The sequence below is a fragment of the Phytobacter sp. RSE-02 genome (assembly GCF_040578655.1).
GTDB lineage: Bacteria > Pseudomonadota > Gammaproteobacteria > Enterobacterales > Enterobacteriaceae > Phytobacter > Phytobacter diazotrophicus.
Genome location: NZ_JBEULY010000003.1, coordinates 598,986 through 621,513, shown reverse-complemented (window position 1 = coordinate 621,513; position 22,528 = coordinate 598,986). Strand labels below are relative to the sequence as shown.

Annotated in this window: 18 protein-coding genes; 9 read left to right on the top strand and 9 right to left on the bottom strand. The window is 55.9% G+C overall.

The window, feature by feature from the left end:
* Nucleotides 1-264: 264 nt before the first annotated feature.
* Nucleotides 265-1,338 carry a LacI family DNA-binding transcriptional regulator gene (locus ABU190_RS09910; RefSeq protein WP_354691180.1) on the top strand — a complete coding sequence of 358 codons (1,074 nt, stop codon included), beginning with the start codon at nt 265-267 and terminating at the stop codon, nt 1,336-1,338.
* On the opposite strand, the gene ABU190_RS09905 is transcribed toward ABU190_RS09910, so the two are convergent.
* From ABU190_RS09905 to ABU190_RS09890, 4 genes are all read right to left on the bottom strand, one after another.
* Complete coding sequence (locus tag ABU190_RS09905) at nt 1,335-2,591, bottom strand: DUF1479 domain-containing protein (protein ID WP_039077184.1); 1,257 nt, start codon at nt 2,589-2,591, stop codon at nt 1,335-1,337. The genes ABU190_RS09910 and ABU190_RS09905 overlap by 4 nt on opposite strands.
* A 166-nt stretch (nt 2,592-2,757) precedes the next feature.
* Nucleotides 2,758-3,570, bottom strand: coding sequence for a Cof-type HAD-IIB family hydrolase (locus tag ABU190_RS09900; protein ID WP_071195624.1), 813 nt, complete (start codon nt 3,568-3,570; stop codon nt 2,758-2,760).
* Nucleotides 3,571-3,776: 206 nt separating this feature from the next.
* Nucleotides 3,777-6,209, bottom strand: coding sequence for a formate C-acetyltransferase/glycerol dehydratase family glycyl radical enzyme (locus ABU190_RS09895; RefSeq protein WP_354691179.1), 2,433 nt, complete (start codon nt 6,207-6,209; stop codon nt 3,777-3,779).
* A 4-nt stretch (nt 6,210-6,213) separates the two neighbouring features.
* Nucleotides 6,214-7,113 (bottom strand): glycyl-radical enzyme activating protein, encoded by a 900-nt coding sequence (locus ABU190_RS09890; protein ID WP_354691178.1) that lies wholly within the window; start codon nt 7,111-7,113, stop codon nt 6,214-6,216.
* Nucleotides 7,114-7,247: 134 nt separating this feature from the next.
* Between ABU190_RS09890 and fsa the strand changes: the two genes are divergently transcribed.
* Entirely contained in the window at nt 7,248-7,910 is a 663-nt protein-coding gene (gene fsa, locus ABU190_RS09885; protein ID WP_108701764.1) for a fructose-6-phosphate aldolase, read from the top strand.
* Between the two features lie 640 nt (nt 7,911-8,550).
* Here the strand turns inward: fsa and moeB are convergent.
* Both moeB and moeA read right to left on the bottom strand, forming a co-directional pair.
* On the bottom strand, nt 8,551-9,321 hold the full coding sequence (gene moeB / locus ABU190_RS09880) for a molybdopterin-synthase adenylyltransferase MoeB (RefSeq protein ID WP_354691177.1): 771 nt from the start codon (nt 9,319-9,321) through the stop codon (nt 8,551-8,553).
* Between the two features lies 1 nt (nt 9,322).
* Complete coding sequence (gene moeA / locus ABU190_RS09875) at nt 9,323-10,555, bottom strand: molybdopterin molybdotransferase MoeA (RefSeq protein ID WP_110295672.1); 1,233 nt, start codon at nt 10,553-10,555, stop codon at nt 9,323-9,325.
* Nucleotides 10,556-10,758: 203 nt separating this feature from the next.
* Between moeA and iaaA the strand changes: the two genes are divergently transcribed.
* From iaaA to gsiD, 5 genes are read left to right on the top strand one after another with little or no spacing between them, the layout of a single operon-like run.
* Nucleotides 10,759-11,700 (top strand): beta-aspartyl-peptidase, encoded by a 942-nt coding sequence (iaaA, locus tag ABU190_RS09870; protein ID WP_354691176.1) that lies wholly within the window; start codon nt 10,759-10,761, stop codon nt 11,698-11,700.
* Between the two features lie 10 nt (nt 11,701-11,710).
* The gene (gene gsiA / locus ABU190_RS09865) at nt 11,711-13,582 is read left to right on the top strand and encodes a glutathione ABC transporter ATP-binding protein GsiA (RefSeq protein ID WP_354691175.1); all 1,872 of its coding nucleotides are present in this window, start codon (nt 11,711-11,713) and stop codon (nt 13,580-13,582) included.
* 32 nt (nt 13,583-13,614) lie between these two features.
* Entirely contained in the window at nt 13,615-15,153 is a 1,539-nt protein-coding gene (gsiB, locus tag ABU190_RS09860) for a glutathione ABC transporter substrate-binding protein GsiB (protein ID WP_039077175.1), read from the top strand.
* Between the two features lie 47 nt (nt 15,154-15,200).
* On the top strand, nt 15,201-16,121 hold the full coding sequence (gene gsiC / locus ABU190_RS09855) for a glutathione ABC transporter permease GsiC (RefSeq protein ID WP_039077174.1): 921 nt from the start codon (nt 15,201-15,203) through the stop codon (nt 16,119-16,121).
* Nucleotides 16,122-16,123: 2 nt separating this feature from the next.
* A complete protein-coding gene (gene gsiD / locus ABU190_RS09850) occupies nt 16,124-17,035 on the top strand; it encodes a glutathione ABC transporter permease GsiD (RefSeq protein ID WP_354691174.1) in 912 nt (303 codons plus the stop codon).
* Here gsiD and ABU190_RS09845 read toward each other — a convergent pair.
* Nucleotides 17,025-17,912 carry a LysR family transcriptional regulator gene (locus tag ABU190_RS09845; protein ID WP_039077172.1) on the bottom strand — a complete coding sequence of 296 codons (888 nt, stop codon included), beginning with the start codon at nt 17,910-17,912 and terminating at the stop codon, nt 17,025-17,027. The genes gsiD and ABU190_RS09845 overlap by 11 nt on opposite strands.
* 97 nt (nt 17,913-18,009) lie before the next feature.
* Here ABU190_RS09845 and ABU190_RS09840 point away from each other — a divergent pair, with 97 nt between their 5' ends.
* Nucleotides 18,010-18,963, top strand: a complete 954-nt coding sequence (locus ABU190_RS09840; protein ID WP_354691173.1) for a 2-hydroxyacid dehydrogenase — start codon at nt 18,010-18,012, stop codon at nt 18,961-18,963.
* Between the two features lie 39 nt (nt 18,964-19,002).
* A complete protein-coding gene (locus tag ABU190_RS09835) occupies nt 19,003-20,343 on the top strand; it encodes an MFS transporter (RefSeq protein WP_354691172.1) in 1,341 nt (446 codons plus the stop codon).
* Nucleotides 20,344-20,382: 39 nt separating this feature from the next.
* On the opposite strand, the gene rimO is transcribed toward ABU190_RS09835, so the two are convergent.
* Both rimO and ABU190_RS09825 read right to left on the bottom strand, forming a co-directional pair.
* Nucleotides 20,383-21,708 (bottom strand): 30S ribosomal protein S12 methylthiotransferase RimO, encoded by a 1,326-nt coding sequence (gene rimO / locus ABU190_RS09830; RefSeq protein WP_039077169.1) that lies wholly within the window; start codon nt 21,706-21,708, stop codon nt 20,383-20,385.
* 156 nt (nt 21,709-21,864) lie between these two features.
* Nucleotides 21,865-22,224: a hypothetical protein gene (locus tag ABU190_RS09825; protein ID WP_071196050.1), complete on the bottom strand. Its 360-nt coding sequence runs from the start codon at nt 22,222-22,224 to the stop codon at nt 21,865-21,867.
* Nucleotides 22,225-22,528: the final 304 nt, after the last annotated feature.

Sequence of the window (22,528 nt, the reverse complement as noted above, 5' to 3'; positions counted from 1 at the left end):
TTGCGGGCCATTCGAAATTTGTTATACCGATCTGGACCGCATGGGGATTTTTTTCTGCTTCAGCCTGAAATACGCCGACAACTAGTATGGAAGTTGTACGACATCTTTACGTTAGGGGAGAAAAAAGGTCAGCCATAGTGGATTTTGTGCAAAGATTCTCATCAATTCGCCAAAGAAAAGGGCATTATGCTTTCCAGGTCAGTATTCATGAGGCCTGTGTTTCATGAAAATTTTCCCATCGCGGAAACGGAGCAAGATCACAAAATGGATAAAAAGCTAAAAATCACTGAAATCGCCCGGCGCACCAACCTGTCGACCAGCACCGTTTCCCGCGTGCTGGCGGGTAAGGCCAATACCAGCGAAACGGCCAGACGCCTGGTACTGGAATGTGCGCGTGATTTAGGGGTAATGGAGGGGATTGCAGCCGGGAGGTTGCTGCTCAATAACCTGGTGATCTTCGCACCACAGCGGGCGTTCGATGAGCGCTCCGATATCTTTTATTACCGCGTGATTCAAAGCATCAGTAAGGCGCTGGATTTTCATGAGGTGCGGCTGCGTTACTGCCCGCTGGAGGAGCTGGATAGCGATGCTAATGTATTTATTACACGAATGAATGAGCCGGAAACCCAGGCGGCAATTTTGTTGGGGATTGACGATCCGCATATTCACGAACTGGCCGCGGATTTTGCTAAACCTTGCGTACTGATTAACTGTCGCGATAAGCGGATGCGCCTGCCAACGGTGGCCCCGGATCACCGGGCAATCGGTGAGTTTGCCGCTGACTATCTGTTTGACTCCGGCCATCGCGATATGGTGGTCGTGATGTGTCTGCGCCGCTATACCATGGATTTGCGGCTGGCGGGCATTAAAGAAGCCTGGCAACAGCGAAATCTGCGGTTTCAGAGTAAGCGCGATCTGATCACTGTTCCCAGTTTTAGCGCAAGAGAAGCCCAGCAGCGGGTTGCAGAGTGGCTCGACAGTCCCGCACATAAAAACCCGCCGACCGCGTTTTTAGTCGGGGGAGATTTTATGGCGGAAGGGACCGTACGGGCGCTGCAACAACGCGGCTTACGCGTTCCGCAGGATGTCTCGGTGATGAGCATTGATGCCTTCAACCTGGCGGCTATTCAGGATGTGCCGCTGACGGCGGTTCATGTGCCGCGCGATGAGCTCGGTACTGAGGCCGTTCACATGTTGCAGCAGCGGCTGATTCGCCCGCAGGCGGCAATTGGCTCGCTGCTGATTAATGGCATGCTGGTGGTGAGGGAGTCGGTACGGCGGATACGTCCGGGACAACGACGTACCGCCGTGGAGCGAGAAGGGCTGTATGACGTTTAGTCTATGCCCAGCGCCCGTTTCCCATAGGCGTTTAAATCGGCCAGCGTGAAGCGTCCCTCCCAGTTTGCTTCATAATCTTCGCGTGGAAAATCACCTGGCGATACGCCATTTTCCAGCGCGACTTTTGCTTTACGCGCCCAGGCGAGGTTTTTCTCGCACAGGGGGGCTGCGGGGATATACATCACGTTACCCCAGCCCTGCTGATCGTTTACCGGGGCGACGGAGTGAATCACATCGCAATGCCACCAGACGGAGTCGCCCGCTTCCAGCGCCGGGATGGAGGTTAACGCCTCTATCAGGAGTGGGTGCCATTTCTCAGAAATAGGAAGCACCTTACCCGGAGCCACACCGCACAACTCATCTTCCGGCACATCATCCAGCAGTGGGCGTAGCAGAATATAGGCCATTGCCTCCGGGATCGGCACGACATGCAATAACCCCTGGCCTGGGATCATATCGGAGAGCGCCGTCCAGCCCTGAAAGGTACGGAACACCGAACATTTGGTGGTGTTCTCGACGGTGTACTCTTCCACCTCGGTACGATGCGCGGCATCCCACGGATCGTATTCGTCCAGTTTGCCGTTAAAGACGTTGGCAAAGACCCGTTGATACGCCGGAAGCAGCCAGCGTTCCAGGGCGCCGGAATCGGTATGGGCACCTAAACCTTTTGACGTCGTTCCCGGCGGACGGCGACGAATACGGTCCGGGTAAATCACGCTGACATCCGGATCAAACCACGTTGTCCCTTCGCTTTCAAAGCGCCACAGGCGGTTGAGAAACGACTGCACGGCAGCCATTTCGTCGCTCTGGCGTGCCTGCATTTGTGACTGCGACCAGTAGATAGGGTAAATTTCCGGGCGAGAGGCATCGAGAGATCCAAAGAAGTTATCGCCTGGCCCTTTGTAGACATCATCAAAGTGGTTTTGCTCAAGATAGGCCATCATGTCGCGGTCCCAGCCGAGCGCCCGCTCGCGGGGGAAATGCCCTTTGATCACCGCACAGCCGCGTTGTTTAATCAGCGCACGCTGTTGCTCGCTTACCCGCCCCTGTTTTACCGCTTCAAAGGGGATCACCGGCCAGACATCCTCGCCCTGCGCCTTTAACGCGTTGATCTCTGCGACGCGCTGGCTAATCCGCGCGTGGAGTTGATTGAATACGGCTTTCACGTCACCGATTTGCTGGCGCAATTCCTGCTTCATTTGCCGGATAGCCGCTTTATGGTCGACGGGTAAAGTTTCGCTGGTGAACGTCATAATGGCCTCGCAATCTTTCATTCGAAAGTAATTAAGCTTACAAGTGATAATTTAAGTTAAAAATAAGTTAATGCAAGTTTAAAAACTTGATGCAGAGCACAAAGCTGAAAGAAGGGCAGGGAAAGAGAGAAGGGGAAAGGCCGGAGCGACGACTCCGGCCAGGAAATCACTGGAACGGGGGGGCACCGTCCAGTACCGCCTGAATCACATTCAGCGCGCCCTGGTGGTTGTTGTCATCGGTGCGATGACGGGCAATGGCTTTGATAGCGTCGCTGGCGTTACCCATGGCGAACGAAAACGCCGTCATGCGCAACATTTCGGCGTCGTTGCCGCTATCGCCAATCGTCACACACTCTTGCGGCGACAACTGCCAGCGTTTCAGCAGACGGGTAATGCCGTTGGCTTTATGCAGACCGGGAATGATCAGGTCGACAAAACCAAAGCCGCTGGTCACAGGCTTCATGATGCCATCCAGCGAAACATGCAATTTATCAATGAGTTGCGGGATGTCACTGTCCGGTAAATTGAGCGAGAATTTGAACAGGGTATCGTTAATCTGGTGGTAGTCGCTGATGCGTTGCAGACGATGATAGTGCTTTGCCATCAGGTCGATAAAGCTATCCGGCGCGTTTTCGCTGACCCAGGCGCTTTCCAGCCCACAGGCGACGAAATTCAGCGCTTTGTCCTTCAGTAACTCGCCGATAACGACCTGGGCTTCATGACGGGTAAGTTCACCGTGAAACAGTTGCTGACCGTGTTCAAAGACCAGCGCGCCATTTTCGGCGACAAAAGAGATCTGATCTTTCAGTTCCGGGAAAAAGGAGATGAGCTGGTAATACTGGTTGCCGCTGGCGACGACAAATTCAATATCACGCTGCCTGAGTTGGGCAAACTGTGCCATAAAACGATCGCGGTCGTATTGTTTGGCGTCGTCAAGAAAAGTTCCGTCCATATCAGTGACGATAACTTTTACAGTCATACATAAGCTCCTGGTCTGGGTACCACTCGTAACATTGTAATAACAGTGTGACCTGAAGCACAAATTTATTTCATTCGAAAGCACGGTAAAAACAAAGCGGCAACCTGAGGTTGCCGCTTTTGGTGTTTGCCCCTCTCCCTTAAGGCTGAGGGGACCTGTCGAGCCTGGTAGCCCGGCTAAGCGAAGCGCCAGCCGGGGATGGGATGTTAAAGCGTATGTTCAGTACGCGCGATAATATCATCCTGCGCATCCGGTGACAGGGCGGTAAAGAACGCGGAATAGCCTGCAACACGGACCACCAGGTCGCGATATTGATCCGGATGTTTCTTCGCTTCCAGCAACGTCTCACGGGACACAATATTGTACTGAATATGCCAGCCTTTATGATCCTCAAAGAACGTGCGCAACAGCAACATCAGTTTCTGCCTGTCACTGTCATTCTCAAGCGTTGACGGGTTCAGCTTCTGATTAAGCAACACGCCACCGAGGATCGCCGCTGTCGGCAGTTTCCCCACTGAACCGATCACCGCCGTCGGGCCGAGATGGTCAGTGCCCGATGCCGGGCTGGCCCCTTCGGCGAGCGGCGTTTTGGCTTTACGTCCATCCGGTGTCGCCATGGTTGCCGCACCAAATGGCACGTTGGCGGAAATAGACGATGTCCCCGCATAATAGTTGCCGCCAATCGGGCCGCGTCCGAAACGTGGATTATGGTAATTTTTCAGTTCATCGATATAGGTCTGGTAAGCACGTACCAGCAGCGCATCCACGCTATCATCATCATTGCCATACTTCGGCGCGTTGTTGATCAAACGCTGGCGCAACTGCTCATGCGTCAGCCCATCGAAATCAGCGGCCAGCGCCTCCGCAAGCTGCTGTTGCCCGATAGCCCCCTGTTCGAAGACCAGTTTTTTCACCGCCGCCAGGCTATTGCCGAGGTTGGCGATGCCCACTTGCAGGCCAGACACCCAGTCATATTTCGCGCCACCCTGTTTAATGCTTTTCGCCCGCTCGATACAGTCATCCACCAGCGCGGAACAGAGAATATCGTGGACATTCTCTTCGAGCATGGTGTCGACAACATACTCAATCTCAATCGATTTCCGGGTGTAGTAGCGAATCTGCGTATCCCAGTCGGCCATCACCTCGTCGAAGTGGGTGAAGTTGCCTTTCGACAACGCATGCTCCTGCGGCAGGAACACTTTGCCGCTGGTGGCATCGCGACCGCCTTCCAGCGCTGCCAGCATCACGCGGGCAAAGTTGATAAAACTCATCCCGGTGCAGCGATACCCCCATTTGCCACCGACGGCGGTTTCAATACAGCCAATCGCCGCATAGTCATACGCATCCTGTGGTTCGACGCCAAGCTTAATAAACTCAGGGATCACGATTTCATCGTTGTTAAACGCCGGCATCCCAAAGCCGCAGCGGATCACCTGTACGCAGGCGTCGAGGAAGTCGTTACTCATGCCCGCGTGGTAGCGCACGCTGAGGTTCGGCTGGGTTGAACGCAGGCGGCCACAGGATTCCAGAATCGCATACGAAAGCGGGTTCACGGCATCCATCGGCGCATTGTTGACCAGTTTCTGACCGCCAATGGTGACGTTCTGATACAGCGGGCTGCCCGCTGAGGCTTTGGAGTGCGAGCCGGAGCGGATTTTGTTCACTTCCAGCAATTTCAGCCAGCAGCCGTGCAGCATTTCAATGGCCTGCTCGCGGGAAAGCGACTGGTCCAGCTCCACATCGCGGCGATAGTACGGATACAGATACTGATCCATACGGCCAAAGGAGACAGAATGGCCGTTGGATTCGATTTGCAGGATCAACTGAATGAAGTAGCACAGTTGCAGTGCCTGCCAGAAGGTTTTCGGCTGCTCATGGGCTATTACATCGCAGTTTTCCGCCATCGCCAGCAGTTCATCGCGGCGGCTGGTACGGGTTTCTGCACGGGCCATTTGACGGGCGAGGTTGGCGAAACGCTCAATGTGCAGGCTGACGGCATCCAGCACGATATCAATCGCTTTCAGGAACTGCTCACCGTGCAAATCTTCCAGAACGGTAAGGTTAATACGTGAACGGCGTTCATCCACTTTATGGCGCAGGCCGTCCAGCCCTTTTTCCAGCAGTAGCGGGAAATTCACCGCCAGATGCGCATCGCCCGACGTCATATTGCCTTCGGCCTTGATGATGCCGGTTTCCAGCAGCGCTTTTTGCTCATCGGTAAACATACCGTAGCAGCGATCCTGCACGGTCTGGCCACGCCACCACGGACAAATGGCGTGCAGCACCTGTTTATTTTCTTCACTTACCGCAAAGCCAGCCCCTGGACGATCTGCCAGGTCATCGATCTCTTTTTCAATCCAACTGACGGTATATTCCGGGAAGATCGGCGCGGCGCGCACTTCGCTTGCCTGGTTGCCGATGATCAGCTCGTCGTGCTTGATCCAGATGGTACGCTCCGCCAGATGATGGGCCAGCGCCAGCGCGCGGCGTACCGGAATGGGCTTATCCATGTGCTGCTGATACATCTCGGTGTAGTGCTGCGCACGCTCGGTACACACCGGAGGTTTTACAATGTGCACCAGTGCGTTCTTATGCGCCTTAATACGATCGGTCAGGGTCGAGAGTTGTAAAGTCGTCATGAGATTATCCTCGTAATATCGCTGTCAGCCCTTTCTCGCAGGCGTAGTTCTGGGCGAATGCCAGTAACGCCGGTGCATCAAGCGGCTTGTCAGGGGCGGTGTAGGGTTGACTGAGTAAGGTGTATTTATTCATGCCCAGCGTGTGATAGGGCAAAAAGTGGATCTCGCGGACGTTCAGTTCGTCGGCGGCAAAATTGGTAATATCGGCAATGGATTTTTCATCGGCATTGAAGCCGGGAATCAACGGCACGCGAATGGTCATCTGCTTACCGGCTTGTGCCAGTCGTTTCAGGTTGTCCAGCACGCGTCTGGCGCTGCCGTCGGTCCACTGTTTAAACGCACCACTATCCACATGTTTCAGGTCGGCGAGAAACAGATCCACATAGGGCAGAGCGGGCTCAATGTAGCGCCATGGCACATGCAGGCAGGTTTCAACGGCAGTGTGGATCCCTTGCTCGTGGCTGGCTTTAAAAAGGGAGAAAGCCAGTTCCGGGTGCATAAACGGCTCGCCGCCGGAAAGGGTAATACCGCCGCCGCTGCGGGTATAAAAGGCTTTATCACGCAACACTGTCGCCATGATGTCATCGACGGATTTATCTTCTCCGCAGACGGTCAGTGCCTGCGTCGGGCAGCAGTCGGTCAGGGCGTTAAGGTCGCTATCCGTCAGATTGTCACGGGCAATAAGCAGGCCGTTAAGCGCCCGGCTAATGGCTTTCGGGGCCACCTGCTGGCAAAGATCGCAGCCTTCCAGGCACAGTCTGGCGTCGAACAGCACTTCGCGATCGCGGGCGCGGCTCTCCGGGTTCTGACACCAGCGGCAGCCTAATGAACAGCCCTTTAGAAAGACGACGGTGCGAATACCGGGGCCATCATGGGTGGAATAGCGTTGAATATTGAAAATCATAGGTTGCCCTCATCTTGCGTATGAAGATTAAATTACTTTCGAATGAAAGTTATATTGATAAAGGTCAACTCTTGGGCAGGTTGGTGCGTGTTAGTTTTAAAGCATGCTGAATCTCACATTTTGAGGGTGAAAGAATGGAACTGTATCTCGATACATCAGACGTGGCGGCGGTAAAACGGCTGGCGCGCATTTTTCCGCTGGCGGGCGTGACCACCAATCCGAGTATTGTGGCGGCAGGCAAAACGCCTGTTGAGGTGTTGCTGCCGCAACTGTACGACGCGCTGGATGGCAAAGGCCGCCTGTTTGCCCAGGTGATGGCGAACACCGCTGAGGGGATGGTGGCGGATGCCCATAAGCTGCGTGCCATTATTCCCGATCTGGTGGTGAAAGTGCCGGTGACGGCGGAGGGGCTGGCAGCCATTAAATGTCTGAAAGCGGAAGGCATTCCAACGCTTGGCACGGCGGTATACGGCGCCGGGCAGGGGCTGTTATCCGCACTCGCGGGGGCTGAGTATGTCGCGCCGTATGTGAACCGCGTGGATGCGCAGGGCGGTGACGGAGTTCAGACGGTAAATGATTTACAGCGTTTGTTGAGCCTGCATGCGCCAGGGGCGAAGGTGCTGGCGGCCAGCTTTAAGACACCGCGCCAGGCGCTGGCGTGTCTGCTGGCAGGCTGTGAGTCGATTACGCTGCCGCTGGATGTGGCGCAACAGTTTATCGCCGCACCCGCGGTAGAGGCTGCTGTCGCGAAGTTTGAGCAGGACTGGCAAGCGGCGTTTGGCCGGACATCGATTTAACCCTGTGCGGGCTACACAGGGTTCCACATCAATGCCTTTCCCGGATGGCGGCGTAAGCGCCTGAGCCGGGCCAGGGGTTCGGTGCCCGATCGTAGGGAGGAGGGACCCCACACAAAATGCGAGCACGAACGGTCCCCTCTCCTCTTTTGGGGAGAGGGCCAGGGTGAGGGGGAAAATGCGGCTCGGGAGGTGGGTTCCGTTCCCTTTATGTTCATGGCGAAATGGAATCTCCCGAATACGTGAACGGGTAAAGGGGAACACCGCGTTCCCCTTTACAATCCCCGCAACCCCGCAAAGAAATCGGTGCTTCGCACTGCGTTCGCCTCCCGCCCCGCTGCCTGCTGTCGGTTTGACTCGACGGCCTGTCTCGACAAACCTCAGTCCGCCATCCCTGGCGGCCTGACCTTATCATCGGGTCTTCCTCTCACCGATTTCAGCGGGGACTCACTCCCCCTCGCTGCATGCTCTGCGCCAGGGGGTCAAAGATGTCGCTATGGTTGTCATGCGGGAAAACGAGTCAGTCGTGGCTAACAAGGTTGAAGACGTTCACAGCATCTACCGGGCAATTTACCCTGTGCGGTCTGATGCCCTCACCCCGGCCCTCTCCCACGGGAGAGAGAGCAAACACTAAAAAGGCAACTTACGTTGCCTTTTGCTGTTTACCTCCGCAGACCTCACACTGGGGGTTGCGCATCAACTTCATTTCCCGAAACTGGCAGGTCATCGCGTCATACATTACGATTTTTCCGGCGGCGGGCACGCCAAAGTGCGTCAGCACTTTAATCGCTTCCAGCGCCTGTAATGAACCCATCACCCCCACCAGCGGCGCCATCACGCCTGCTTCGACACAGGTCAGCGCGTTTTCACCAAACAGACGGCTCAGACAGCGGTAGCAGGGCTCGCCGTCCCGCCAGGTAAAGACGCTGATTTGCCCCTCCATACGAATGGCGGCACCGGAGACCAGCGGAATACTCTGCGCAAAACACCCGGCGTTGAGCTGATTGCGAATGGCGACATTATCGGTGCAATCCAGCACCAGATCGTGGGCGGCAATCTGCGCCGACAGGGCGCTTTCATCCAGCAGGGCGTTAAGGGTGTCGAGCTGAACATGCGGATTTATTCGCGCCAGGGCAGCTTTGGCGGATTCCACCTTTGGCTCGCCAATTGTCGCGTCGCTGTGCAACGTCTGGCGCTGGAGATTGGAGAGCGCCACGGTATCGAAATCCAGCAGCGTCATCTGACCAACCCCCGCCGCAGCCAGATATTGTGCGGCTGCGCAGCCAAGACCGCCTAATCCCACCACCAGCACGCGTGATGCTTTTAACCGCTCCTGGCCATCAAAATCGAAGCCGCGCAGAATAATCTGCCGGTTATAGCGCAGCATCTCCTCATCGCTCAACTCGTCTGCCATCTTAGCCTCCGAAGAGATGGTTAAAGGTTTCAACCTCGACCCATTCACCGGCTTCCACATGACCGCGCTCACGCTCCAGCACCACAAAGCAGTTGCCCTGACTAAAGGAGCTGAAAATATGTGAACCTTGCGGGCCGGTGGTGCTGACAATCAGCTCTCCGTCGCTATCACGGCTGAGGATGCCGCGCTGGAAATCAAGGCGACCCGGTGTTTTCTTAAGGCGGGTTGCCGCGCGGGCGCGCAGGCGTAGCGGCAGTGGGCTGGCAGTATTACCGCTCAGCTTCGCCAGCAGCGGCAGTACTAACTGGTAGAAGGTCAGCGCGGCAGAGACCGGGTTACCGGGTAAGCCACAGAACCAACTATTCTTGAGATGGCCGAAGGCGAACGGTTTGCCAGGTTTGATAGCAAGCTTCCAGAAGGTGATTTCACCCAGCTCATCCAGGATAGTTTTGGTGTAATCCGCTTCCCCCACCGACACGCCGCCGGAGCTGATCACCACATCGGCCTGCTGGTCTGCCGTGATAAAAGTTTCGCGCAGTGTGGCCGGATCGTCACGCACGATACCAAGGTTGATGACCTCACAGCCCAGTTGTTCCAGCATCAGGTGAACCGTCAGGCGATTGGTATCGTAGATTTGTCCGTCCGCCAGCGGCTGACCAGGCAGTTGCAGCTCATCGCCGGTGGAAAAGAGCGCCACGCGGATTTTACGGACGACTGGCACTTCGGCAATGCCCAGCGAGGCGAGCACCGGGAGTTCGGCGGCGGTCAGTTTCTTCCCGGCGCTGAACACGGCGGCGCCCGCGCGAATATCTTCACCCAACAGGCGGATGTTTTGCCCGGCTTTAACCTTACCGGTAAAGCGCACGCCCGCGTCGGTTTGCTCAGTCTCTTCTTGCATCACTACGGCTTCGCAGCCAGCCGGGACAGGGGCACCGGTCATGATGCGCACGCAGGTGCCTGTAGGCCACTCGCCGTGAAAGGGCTGTCCGGCGAACGCTTTTCCGGCAACCGGCAGCGGTTCACCTTTTTCGATATCGGCAAGGCGTACGGCATAACCGTCCATGGCGGCATTGTCAAAGCCCGGCACATTCAGCGGTGAAATCACATCCTGCGCCACAACGCGACCAAAGCAGCTCAGCAACGGTAGGGTTTCGCTCTCGGTGAGTGGCGAAACGCGGGACAGCATTTGCGCCAGGGCTGAATCCAGCGGGATCAAGCCTGCGGTATATTCCATAATTTACTCCAGCACCACGCGTGAAAGGGGCCATTATGGCAGAAAATGAGGCCTGGCTGCATATACTCCTCAAGTGCCATAGTGAGATGCCTGCTTTACATCGCAGGATCGACTTTCTATATTCAAAAATTGTATGAAGCTGTGACGACGATAATGATATTTATAGAAAAAGCAGCAAGCTATCCTGACCGGGCGATAAAAAAATGACCAAAGCGGTAATTGCAATTCACGGTGGCGCAGGGGCCATCTCCCGCGCGCAACTGAGCCCGGAAAAAGAACGGCAGTACATTGCCGCACTATCGGCCATTGTCGAAACCGGCCAGAAGATGCTCAATGCTGGTGAAAGCGCGCTGGACGTGGTGACCGAGGCCGTGCGCTTACTCGAAGAGTGTCCGCTGTTTAACGCGGGCATTGGTTCTGTTTTTACCCGCGATGAAACCCATGAGCTGGATGCCTGCGTGATGGACGGGTATTCGCTGCGCGCGGGGGCCGTCGCCGGTGTAAGCCGCTTACGTAACCCGGTGCTGGCGGCGCGTCTGGTGATGGAGCGCAGCCCCCATGTGTTGCTGGTGGGGGAAGGGGCGGAGAACTTCGCCTTTGCCGAAGGGATGGAGCCGGTGTCTCCCGAGCTTTTCTCGACGCCGGAGCGTTACGAGCAGCTTCTTGCCGCCCGTGCCGAGGGGCAGACCGTGCTGGATCATAGCGGTGCGCCGCTGGATGAAACGAAAAAAATGGGCACCGTCGGTGCGGTGGCGCTGGATAAGCAGGGAAACCTGGCGGCGGCGACTTCGACAGGCGGAATGACCAATAAATTACCGGGTCGGGTAGGGGACAGTCCGCTGCCCGGCGCGGGATGTTATGCCAACAACGCCAGCGTGGCGGTCTCCTGCACCGGAACCGGGGAAGTATTTATCCGCGCGCTGGCTGCCTATGATATCGCCGCGTTAATGGATTACGGCGGTTTAAGCCTGCACGAAGCCTGTGAGGCGGTGGTAATGGAAAAACTGCCTGCGCTGGGCGGTAGCGGCGGCCTGATTGCCGTCGATCGTGAAGGTAACATTGCACTGCCTTTTAACAGTGAAGGGATGTATCGCGCCTGGGGCTATGCCGGAGATGCGCCAAGTGTAGGGATTTATCGTGAATAAGGAGAGTAGGGTGTCGCACGGGTATGAAACAGACGCCGATGTGGTGCTGGATGTCAGCAATCTGAATGTCGCGTTTCGCCATGACAAACAGCTCACCCAGGCGGTGCGTAACCTGTCGTTTACCCTCAAACGCGGTGAAACGCTGGCGATTGTCGGGGAATCGGGGTCCGGTAAGTCGGTCACCGCCATGTCGCTACTGCGCCTGCTGGAACAATCCGGCGGCGAGGTGAGTTGCGATCATATGCGGCTGTTGCGCCGTAACCGGGAGCGTGTCGATCTGGCGACGCTCAACGCCTCTCGCCTGCGCGGCGTGCGTGGGGCCGACATTGCCATGATTTTTCAGGAGCCTATGACCTCACTGAATCCGGTCTTTCCGGTGGGTGAGCAAATTGCCGAATCCATCCGTCTGCATCAGGGGCTGGGCAAAGAAGAGGCGATAGCGGAAGCCCGGCGAATGCTGGACCTGGTGCGCATCCCTGAATCACAGGCCATTTTGTCTCGTTATCCGCATCAGCTTTCCGGCGGTATGCGCCAGCGGGTGATGATTGCGATGGCGCTCTCCTGCCGTCCGGCGGTGCTGATTGCCGATGAGCCGACCACGGCGCTGGATGTCACTATCCAGGCGCAGATTCTGCAACTTATCGCCGTGCTGCAAAAAGAGATGGCGATGGGGGTGATTTTTATAACCCACGATATGGGTGTTGTGGCGGATATTGCCGACCGCGTGCTGGTTATGTATCAGGGCGAAGCGGTGGAAACGGGCACCGTAGAACAGATTTTTAGCGCACCGCAGCATATTTACACGAAAGCATTGCTGGCGGCGGTGCCGCGCCTTGGCGCGATGAACGGCAGCGATCTGCCGCGTCGTTTTCCGCTGGTTTCGTTACAACATCCTGAAAATCAGGAGCCGGAAACCGAGCAGGACACCGTGGTGGCGGGCGAGCCGATTCTGCAGGTTCGCGACCTGGTGGCGCGCTTCCCGCTGCGCAGCGGGGTGTTAAATCGCGTCACCCGAGAAGTGCATGCGGTGGAAGGGGTGAGCTTCGACCTGTGGCCCGGCGAAACGTTATCGCTGGTGGGGGAGTCCGGCTGCGGCAAGTCGACTACCGGGCGGGCGCTGCTGCGGCTGGTGGAAAGCCAGAGCGGGGTGATTACCTTTAAAGGCGAGCGTATCGATACGCTTCCCGACAGTAAGTTGCAGCCACTGCGTCGGGACATTCAGTTTATTTTTCAGGATCCCTACGCCTCCCTCGACCCCCGGCAGACCGTGGGCTATTCCATCATGGAGCCGCTGCGGGTGCATGGCGTAATGAATGAAGAAGATGCCCAGCGGCGCGTGCTGTGGTTACTGGAACGTGTCGGGCTGAAACCGGAACATGCGTGGCGTTATCCCCATGAGTTTTCCGGCGGTCAGCGCCAGCGTATCTGTATTGCCAGAGCGCTGGCCTTAAACCCGCGCGTGGTGGTGGCAGACGAATCGGTTTCGGCACTGGATGTCTCGATCCGTGCGCAAATCATTAATTTATTACTCGATTTACAACGGGAGATGGGGATTGCGTTTCTGTTTATCTCTCATGACATGGCGGTTGTGGAGCGAATCAGCCACCGTGTGGCGGTGATGTATCTCGGTCAGATTGTGGAAATTGGCCCACGTCGCGCCGTGTTTGAGAACCCGCAGCACCCTTACACCCGTAAACTTATGGCCGCCGTTCCGGTGGCCGACCCGTCTCACCCGAGGGCGCAACGGGTGTTGTTGTCGGATGAAATCCCCAGCAACATCCATAAACGCGGCGAGACGGTACAGCGTGTGCAGTTACATAACATCGGCCCGGGTCATTTCGTCGCCCGTTCGACACCGGGCAGCACACAATCACGTTTTTGACAGAAACAGGCAGGGACACTCAGGAGAACAACATGACACAACCTTTACCACGTAAATGGCAGATTGCGTTCGCAGTTGCCATCGCGCTGAGCGCCGCGCCAGCACTGGCTGCCAAAGATGTTGTGGTCGCAGTGGCGTCAAATTTCACCACTCTCGACCCCTACAATGCCAATGATACATTGTCGCAGGCCGTCGCTAAGTCATTCTATCAGGGGCTGTTTGGCCTTGATAAAGACATGAAGCTGCATAATGTGCTCGCCGAAAGCTATACGGTGTCGGATGACGGGCTGGTGTACACCATCAAGCTGCGTCAGGGGGTGAAATTCCAGGATGGAACCGACTTTAACGCCCAGGCGGTGAAGGCGAACCTCGATCGCGCGAGTAATCCGGAAAATGCGCTCAAGCGCTACAACCTCTATAAAAACATCGCCAAAACCGATGCGGTGGATGCGACAACGGTCAAAATCACCCTGAAACAGCCGTTCTCGGCCTTTATCAATATCCTGGCCCACCCGGCGACGGCGATGATCTCGCCTGCCGCGCTGGAAAAATACGGTAAGGACATTGGTTTTCACCCGGTGGGGACAGGTCCTTATGAACTGGACACCTGGAACCAGACCGACTTTGTGAAGGTGAAGAAATTCGCCGGATACTGGCAAAAAGGGCTGCCGAAACTGGACACCATCACCTGGCGTCCGGTGGTCGACAATAATACCCGAGCGGCGATGTTGCAGACGGGCGAAGCGCAGTTCGCTTTCCCGATTCCCTATGAGCAGGCGGCGGTGCTGCAGAAAAACAGCAAACTGGAGCTGGTGGCCAGCCCCTCGATCATGCAGCGCTACATCAGCATGAACGTAACGCAAAAGCCGTTCGACAACCCGAAAGTACGTGAAGCCATCAACTACGCCATTAACCGTCAGGCGCTGGTGAAAGTGGCGTTTGCCGGGTATGCAACACCGGCAACCGGCATTGTTCCACCGTCACTGGCGAATGCGCAAACCTATCAGCCGTGGCCTTACGATCCGGCAAAAGCCCGCGAACTGTTGAAAGAGGCTGGCTATCCAAACGGGTTCAGCACCACGCTGTGGTCATCGCATAACCACAGTACCGCGCAAAAAGTGCTGCAGTTTACCCAGCAGCAACTGGCGCAGGTGGGTATCAAAGCGCAGGTGACGGCGATGGATGCCGGACAGCGTGCGGCGGAAGTGGAAGCGAAAGGGCAGAAAGAGAGCGGCGTGAGGATGTTCTACACGGGCTGGTCGGCGTCGACCGGGGAAGCCGACTGGGCGTTGTCGCCGCTGTTCGCCTCGCAGAACTGGCCGCCAACCCTCTTCAACACGGCGTTCTACAGCAACCCGCAGGTGGATAAAGACCTGGCCGACGCGCTGAAAACCACCAATAATGAGGAAAAAACCAGGCTCTACAAGGATGCGCAGGATATCATCTGGAAAGAGTCCCCCTGGGTGCCGCTGGTGGTGGAGAAGCTGGTTTCCGCTCACAACAAGAACCTGACAGGGTTCTACATCATGCCGGACACCGGCTTTAGCTTTGACGAGGCCGACCTGAAATAAGAGCGCATGTCCCCTCTCTTCGCGAGAGGGGAGTGACGGAAGAGACGATGCTGAATTATGTTTTGAAACGCCTTCTGGGTCTTATCCCGACGCTACTGATCGTGGCGGTGCTGGTGTTTTTATTTGTTCACCTCTTACCGGGCGACCCGGCACGGTTGATCGCCGGGCCGGAGGCCGATGAGCAGGTGATTGGACTGGTACGCCAGCAGTTAGGTCTCGACAGGCCGCTCTATATCCAGTTCGGGCACTACATTGTTAATGTGCTACAGGGTGATTTCGGTATCTCGATGGCTTCCCGCCGTCCGGTAGTGGAAGAGATCGCCAGCCGCTTTTTCCCGACGTTCTGGTTGACCATCGCCAGTATGACCTGGGCGATGCTGTTTGGCCTGGTGGCGGGGATTGCCGCCGCGGTATGGCGCAACCGCTGGCCGGACAGGCTCGGCATGGCGCTGGCGGTGACCGGGATCTCCTTTCCGGCTTTTGCGCTGGGCATGCTGCTGATGCAGGTCTTCTCCGTGGAGTTGGGCTGGTTGCCGACGGTCGGGGCCGATAGCTGGCGGCACTATATTTTGCCGTCGATAACGCTGGGGGCCGCCGTGGCCGCGGTAATGGCGCGCTTTACTCGCGCGTCCTTTGTCGATGTGCTCAATGAAGACTACATGCGTACCGCGCGCGCCAAAGGGCTCAGCGAAAAATGGGTCATACTCAAGCATGGCCTGCGCAATGCGCTGATCCCGGTGATCACCATGATGGGGCTACAGTTCGGCTTTTTGCTTGGCGGCTCGATTGTCGTCGAAAAAGTGTTCAACTGGCCCGGCCTCGGGCGTCTGCTGGTGGACTCCGTTGATATGCGCGATTACCCGGTTATCCAGGCGGAAGTTCTGCTCTTCTCGCTGGAGTTTATTCTTATCAATTTAGTGGTGGATGTGCTGTACGCCGCCATTAACCCCGCTATCAGGTACAAGTAAGGATGCGATTGTTAAACTGGCGTCGAGCGGCGATTTTAAACGCCATGCCTGGGCTGAAACCGGACCAGGTGCGTACCCCGTGGCATGAGTTCTGGCGGCGTTTTCGTCGTCAGCCCCTGGCGATGACCGCCGGGTTGTTTGTGGTGATTCTGATTTTGTTGGCTATCGTCGCCCCCTGGATTGCCCCCTTCGATGCCGAAAACTATTTCGATTACGACCGCCTTAATGACGGACCATCGCCATTGCACTGGTTTGGCGTGGATTCCCTGGGCCGCGATATTTTTAGCCGCGTGCTGTTGGGGGCGCGAATTTCGCTCGCAGCCGGGGTGCTGGCGGTACTGATTGGCGCGCTGATTGGTACCGTGCTGGGCTTGCTGGCCGGGTATTACGAAGGCTGGTGGGATCGCATCATCATGCGCATTTGCGATGTGCTGTTCGCTTTTCCCGGTATTTTGCTGGCGATTGCCGTGGTGGCGGTGATGGGCAGCGGTATGGCGAATGTCATCATTGCCGTGGCGGTTTTCTCTGTTCCGGCTTTCGCCCGGCTGGTGCGCGGCAATACTCTGGTCCTTAAACACCAGACCTTTGTTGAGTCGGCGCGCAGTATTGGCGCAAGCGATATGACCATTCTGTTTAGCCATATTCTGCCGGGTACGGTGTCGTCGATCGTCGTCTATTTCACGATGCGTATCGGCACGTCGATCATTTCGGCGGCGAGCCTCTCCTTCCTTGGCCTGGGGGCGCAACCGCCCACACCGGAGTGGGGCGCCATGCTCAATGAAGCGCGCGCGGATATGGTGATTGCTCCCCATGTGGCGCTGTTCCCCTCCCTGGCGATTTTCCTGACCGTGCTCGCGTTTAACCTGCTGGGCGACGGGCTCCGGGACGCGCTGGATCCCAAAATCAAAGGGTAATTAATACCTCACTCAGGGCCTTGAGAAACGCGGGAAGCACCGGGTTTGGATTGGCCTTTGAGTACACCAGGAAGTTGTGTGCCTGAATATTGACCCCTTCGATGTTCATAAAGGTGACATTGGCCATGCCCAGCGCGCGCGATGATGCAGGCACGATGGCGCATCCAAGCCCGGCATTCACCATTCCGAGGATCGTGTGGGTCTGGGCCAACTGATATTTAAAATCCGGCGTGATGTCGTTAAAGACGAACAGGTCGGTAATGCGGTCGTAAAAGTGGCGCGCTTCATCCGGGCTGTAGAGAAAAAAGGGCTCATTGTTAAAGGCGCTGAGGGGAATTTTTCGCTTGCGTGCCAGCGGGTGATCGCAGTGAAAGGCGGCGACAAACGTCTCCCCCTGCAGAGGCTGATACGCCAGCAGCGGGTTGGGTGGGACATGGCGCACAAAACCAACGTCAATACTGTTATTTTCGACAGAGCTAATTTGTTTGTGCGAGACCTGCTCAAATAGACGGAAATCCACCCCCGGTAATTTCACCGACAGCGCTTTAAGCAACTGCGGAATAAAGCTCCAGGCAAATACCGCCGTAAATCCCATAGATAACGTGCCGATTTCGCCGGATGCACATTGCTGAACGGAGGATTCAAGTCGGTCTGCTAATTTCAGTATTAATCGTGACTCCGTCAGCAAATGTTGACCCATATGGGTAAGCTGCACGTGACGGTTATTCCTTTCAAACAACGCTCCGCCCAGACTCTTCTCCAGAAGCTGTATCTGGCGGCTGAGCGGCGGCTGGGTCATATGCAGGCGGGCTGCGGCGCGTCCGAAGTTCAACTCTTCAGCAACGGCGATGAAACAACGCAACTGATGTAAATCCATAATTCAATTCTTATATTAATGAATACCGGATTTATATTAGACATGAATTATTGCCCTGTCCATCATCTGGTTATTAACTACGCGACGGATGATAGATATGACGAATAATATTGCTCAACAAAAAACACACATTTTATTAACCCAGGCGGTGCCAGCACCAATTGATGAAATATTACGGCGTGATTACGAAGTGCATCGTCTTTACCAGGCGAGCGAACCGCAAAAAATGCTGGCGGAAATTGGCCCACGGATTGAAGGTGTGGTGACCGGCGGCGCGAAAGGGCTTTCCCGGGAGATAATGGAATCTCTGCCGGCGCTTAAAATTGTCGCCATCAGCGGTATCGGCACAGATGCCGTCGACCTGGCGTATGCCGCAAAGCACGGTATCTATGTCACCACCACACCCGGCGTGCTGACCGATGACGTGGCGGATATGGCGCTGGGCCTGTTGATTTCCACCCTGCGACAAATGAGCGAAGGTGAGCAGGTCGTCCGTGCGGGGCGCTGGCCGCAAACCAACCTGCCGCTGGCGCGCAAAGTCACTGGCACGACGGTGGGGATTATCGGCATGGGGCGTGTTGGCCAGGCCATTGCCAGACGGGTCGCCGCCTTTGACGCCCGTATTCTCTATACCGACCTCGCGCCGATTGCCGCCCTTGATTACACCTTTATTGCTGATATTCAGGCGCTGGCGCAGGAAGTGGATGTTCTGGTGCTTGCCGCCTCTGCCGATAGCGGCGAGGTGATCATCAGTGAGTCGGTGCTGGAGGCGCTGGGGCCAGAGGGCTATTTCATCAATGTGGCGCGCGGCAAGCTGGTGGATGAAGCGGCGCTGCTTGATGCCCTGACCCACAAGCGTATTGCCGGAGCCGGGCTGGATGTGTTTGCCCATGAGCCGCACGTACCGGAAGGCTTTTTCACCCTCAATAATGTCACCCTGCAGCCGCACCGCGCCAGCGCGACCGTTCAGACTCGCCTGGAGATGGGCAACATTGTGCTGGCGAATCTGGCGGCCTGTTTTAGCGGCAACGTGCCGCCACACCGGGTATAGCCATCGTTTCTGAACCCTACAAATAAAAGTGAGAAAACAATGAGCAAACAAATGGATGTCTCGCTGGAGCAGGTCAAACGGGTCGGACATCACCGCTATTGGGTGCTGGGGTTGATTTTCATCATCACCGTTATCAACTATGCCGACCGCGCGACCATGTCGATTGCTGGCACCTCGGTGGTGAAAGAGCTGGGCCTCGACCCGATGATGTTGGGGATGATCTTCTCCGCTTTCGCCTGGGCCTACGCGCTGGGGCAGATCCCCGGCGGCTGGCTACTGGACCGCTTTGGTGCCAAAAAAGTCTACGGCATGAGCCTGGTGCTGTGGTCCGTGTTCACCATGCTACAGGGCACCGTGGGCTGGATCGGGATGACCGGTAGTCTGGCGGCGATGACCCTGTTTCTGATGCGCTTTATGCTGGGTCTGGTGGAATCCCCCGCATTCCCGGCAAACTCCCGTATCGTCTCCAGTTGGTTCCCGACGCGTGAGCGTGGCGTGGCCTCGGCGCTGTTTAACTCCGGGCAATACATGGCGGTAGTGGTCTTCACGCCGATCATGGCCTGGCTGACCCATGCATGGGGTTGGGAACATGTGTTCCTGTGGATGGGGGGCGTGGGGCTGGTGCTGGCGACCGTCTGGTTTGCCTGGTATAAGGAGCCGCATACAGACCCGCGCCTGACAGAAGAAGAGAAAAACCTGATGCGCGAGGGCGGGGCGCTGGTGGATCTGGACAGTGAAGGGGCGGCAAAGGCGAAGAAAACCTCGCTGCGCGATGCCAAATGTCTGTTTACCAACCGCAACCTGTGGGCCATTTACCTGGGGCAGTATTGTATTACCGCGCTGACCTACTTTTTTATTACCTGGTTCCCCATCTACCTGATTCAGGGGCGCGGTATGACCATCATGCAGGCGGGGTGGGTTGCCGCACTGCCTGCCATCTGTGGCTTTACCGGCGGTCTGCTGGGGGGCTATCTGTCTGACATTCTGATTAGCCGGGGCATGCATCCTTCCCGTGCCCGTAAAACGCCGTTTGTGCTGGGGATGGGGCTGTCCACCATGCTGGTATTCGCTAATTTCGTCGACAGTAACAGCGCGGTAATTTTCCTGATGGCAATGGCGTTCTTCGGTAAAGGCTTCGCGGCAGTGGGCTGGGCGGTATTGTCCGATGTTGCGCCGAAAACCATGATTGGCCTGTGCGGCGGCGTGTTTAACGGCATCGGTAATATTGCCGGGATTGTGACACCACTGGTGATCGGTTATGTGGTGACGGTGACCGGCTCGTTTAATAACGCGTTGTGGTTTGTGGCGGCGCACGGTGTGCTGGCGGTGGTGAGTTATGTACTGATTGCGACACGCTTTGAACGTGTTGACGCTGCATAAAGAGAGAAAGGCGCCGCCTGGAAACAGGCGGCGACAGGGTTAGACGCGGCTACCCCACAGATCGTACTCGTCGGCGTTTTCGACTTTCACGCGGATGATATCGCCCGGTTTCACTTTCGTTTCCCCGTTCAGATAGACCGCGCCGTCGATTTCCGGCGCATCCGCCATGCTGCGGCCGATTGCCCCTTCTTCATCGACTTCATCGATAATGACCAGAATTTCGCGGCCCACTTTTTCCTGCAGACGCTCTGCGGAGATCTGCTGCTGGAGCTGCATAAAGCGGTTCCAGCGCTCTTCTTTGATCTCTTCCGGCACCTGATCGGCCAGTTCGTTGGCGGTCGCACCGTCTACCGGGCTGTATTTGAAGCAGCCAACGCGATCCAGACGCGCTTCTTTGAGGAAATCGAGCAGCATCTGGAAATCTTCTTCGGTTTCGCCAGGGAAGCCGACAATGAAGGTCGAGCGCAGGGTCAGTTCCGGGCAGATTTCACGCCACTGCTTGATGCGCGCCAGTTGACGATCCACGGAACCAGGACGTTTCATCAGTTTCAGGATACGCGGGCTGGCGTGCTGCAACGGAATATCCAGATACGGCAGGATTTTGCCCTCTGCCATCAGCGGAATGACATCATCAACGTGCGGGTAAGGGTAGACGTAGTGCAGACGCGTCCAGATACCCAGTTTTGCCAGTTGTTCGCACAGACCAACCATGCTGGTTTTGACCGGTTCGCCATTGTGGAAGCCCATACGGTGCTTCACGTCCACGCCATAGGCGGAGGTGTCCTGGGAGATAACGAGGAGCTCTTTCACACCCGCATCCACCAGACGTTTGGCTTCACTTAAAACGTCGCCAATAGGACGGCTTACCAGATCGCCACGCATCGAGGGAATGATGCAGAAGGTGCAGCGATGGTTACAGCCTTCGGAAATTTTCAGATACGCGTAATGACGAGGGGTCAGTTTGACGCCCTGTTCCGGCACCAGGCTCAGGAACGGGTTGTGCTTCGGTTTCGGCACATAGTGGTGCACATGCTCAAGCACCTGCTCGTAGCTATGCGGACCGGTGATTTCCAGCACTTTTGGATGGACTTCACGAATCTGATCGACTTTGGCGCCCAGACAGCCGGTGACAATCACTTTGCCGTTTTCATTAAGGGCTTCGCCAATGGCTTCCAGCGACTCTTGTACCGCGCTGTCGATAAAGCCGCAGGTGTTGACGATAACCATATCGGCGTCGTTGTAGCTCGGTACCACGTCATAGCCTTCGGTGCGCAGTTCGGTGAGGATGCGCTCGGAGTCAACGAGGTTTTTCGGGCAACCGAGAGAAACAAAGCCGATTTTCGGCTGCAGGGTCACATTGCTCATAGTTCAAAAAATAATCAGTTAAGGGATGCTCAGGGCAGGGATTGTACAGATAACGCCGGGAGATTTATAGAGGATTCTCGGCCGGGCAGGGTGAAAAAACGACTGCCTGCCTGGCAACGGCTTCGTTATAATTTAATACGACGAAAATTACCGCTATCAAAATTCATCAACCGTATCCCGGTCAGCATGAATAACGGTAAACGCTAAATAATCCTGAACGACATTGAAGCTGATACTGGTTTCATAAACATCTTCAATATTCATGTCCTGGCATAAATTAAAGATGAAATAGTTAATTTGATAATAAAGCACGTATGTATTGTCGTGTAGATGCTCAACCCTGCTGATAACGAAATCGTTGGTTGAGCGCGCATGCGGGCTGATGAAGGTTAAGTCCATGTTCAGAATGGGGATAAGCGCCGGATTTTGTCGGTTTTGCTCAAGATAATGCTGAAGCTGTACGGCGGAATCTGCATTGTGCTTATGAATAGCGACTGGCAGCGGAAACGTGTTCATAGCGACCCTTGTAATACGGTGTATGGCATTAACATAACACGCACTTCGTGGTTCTTCATAAACCGTTAACGGGGTATTTCGGGGTACGAAATCGGGCCGGGGAAAATACCTCTAAAGGGTATCTCTGCGGATTGAATTTACACCGAAAAGGTTACGGTGTTTGCGTGTAAATATAAAAACCAAAAAAAAGCCGCTCGGACGAACGGCATAGAGACAACACGGAATTACGCAGAAACATAATGATTTACGAACTAAATAATAGCTTGCTAATGATACCGTGTCAGCCATATTTATCGCTAAATTT

Bases quoted from the DNA above. Each gene is read 5' to 3' on its own strand.
- ABU190_RS09890 (WP_354691178.1), bottom strand. From the start codon at position 7,113: ATGATTTTCAATATTCAACGCTATTCCACCCATGATGGCCCCGGTATT.
- gsiB (WP_039077175.1), top strand. From the start codon at position 13,615: ATGACACAACCTTTACCACGTAAATGGCAGATTGCGTTCGCAGTTGCC.
- gsiD (WP_354691174.1), top strand. From the start codon at position 16,124: ATGCGATTGTTAAACTGGCGTCGAGCGGCGATTTTAAACGCCATGCCT.
- ABU190_RS09910 (WP_354691180.1), top strand. From the start codon at position 265: ATGGATAAAAAGCTAAAAATCACTGAAATCGCCCGGCGCACCAACCTG.
- fsa (WP_108701764.1), top strand. From the start codon at position 7,248: ATGGAACTGTATCTCGATACATCAGACGTGGCGGCGGTAAAACGGCTG.
- rimO (WP_039077169.1), bottom strand. From the start codon at position 21,708: ATGAGCAATGTGACCCTGCAGCCGAAAATCGGCTTTGTTTCTCTCGGT.
- ABU190_RS09840 (WP_354691173.1), top strand. From the start codon at position 18,010: ATGACGAATAATATTGCTCAACAAAAAACACACATTTTATTAACCCAG.
- ABU190_RS09895 (WP_354691179.1), bottom strand. From the start codon at position 6,209: ATGACGACTTTACAACTCTCGACCCTGACCGATCGTATTAAGGCGCAT.
- ABU190_RS09825 (WP_071196050.1), bottom strand. From the start codon at position 22,224: ATGAACACGTTTCCGCTGCCAGTCGCTATTCATAAGCACAATGCAGAT.
- moeA (WP_110295672.1), bottom strand. From the start codon at position 10,555: ATGGAATATACCGCAGGCTTGATCCCGCTGGATTCAGCCCTGGCGCAA.
- ABU190_RS09905 (WP_039077184.1), bottom strand. From the start codon at position 2,591: ATGACGTTCACCAGCGAAACTTTACCCGTCGACCATAAAGCGGCTATC.
- ABU190_RS09835 (WP_354691172.1), top strand. From the start codon at position 19,003: ATGAGCAAACAAATGGATGTCTCGCTGGAGCAGGTCAAACGGGTCGGA.
- ABU190_RS09845 (WP_039077172.1), bottom strand. From the start codon at position 17,912: ATGGATTTACATCAGTTGCGTTGTTTCATCGCCGTTGCTGAAGAGTTG.
- ABU190_RS09900 (WP_071195624.1), bottom strand. From the start codon at position 3,570: ATGACTGTAAAAGTTATCGTCACTGATATGGACGGAACTTTTCTTGAC.
- moeB (WP_354691177.1), bottom strand. From the start codon at position 9,321: ATGGCAGACGAGTTGAGCGATGAGGAGATGCTGCGCTATAACCGGCAG.
- gsiC (WP_039077174.1), top strand. From the start codon at position 15,201: ATGCTGAATTATGTTTTGAAACGCCTTCTGGGTCTTATCCCGACGCTA.
- iaaA (WP_354691176.1), top strand. From the start codon at position 10,759: ATGACCAAAGCGGTAATTGCAATTCACGGTGGCGCAGGGGCCATCTCC.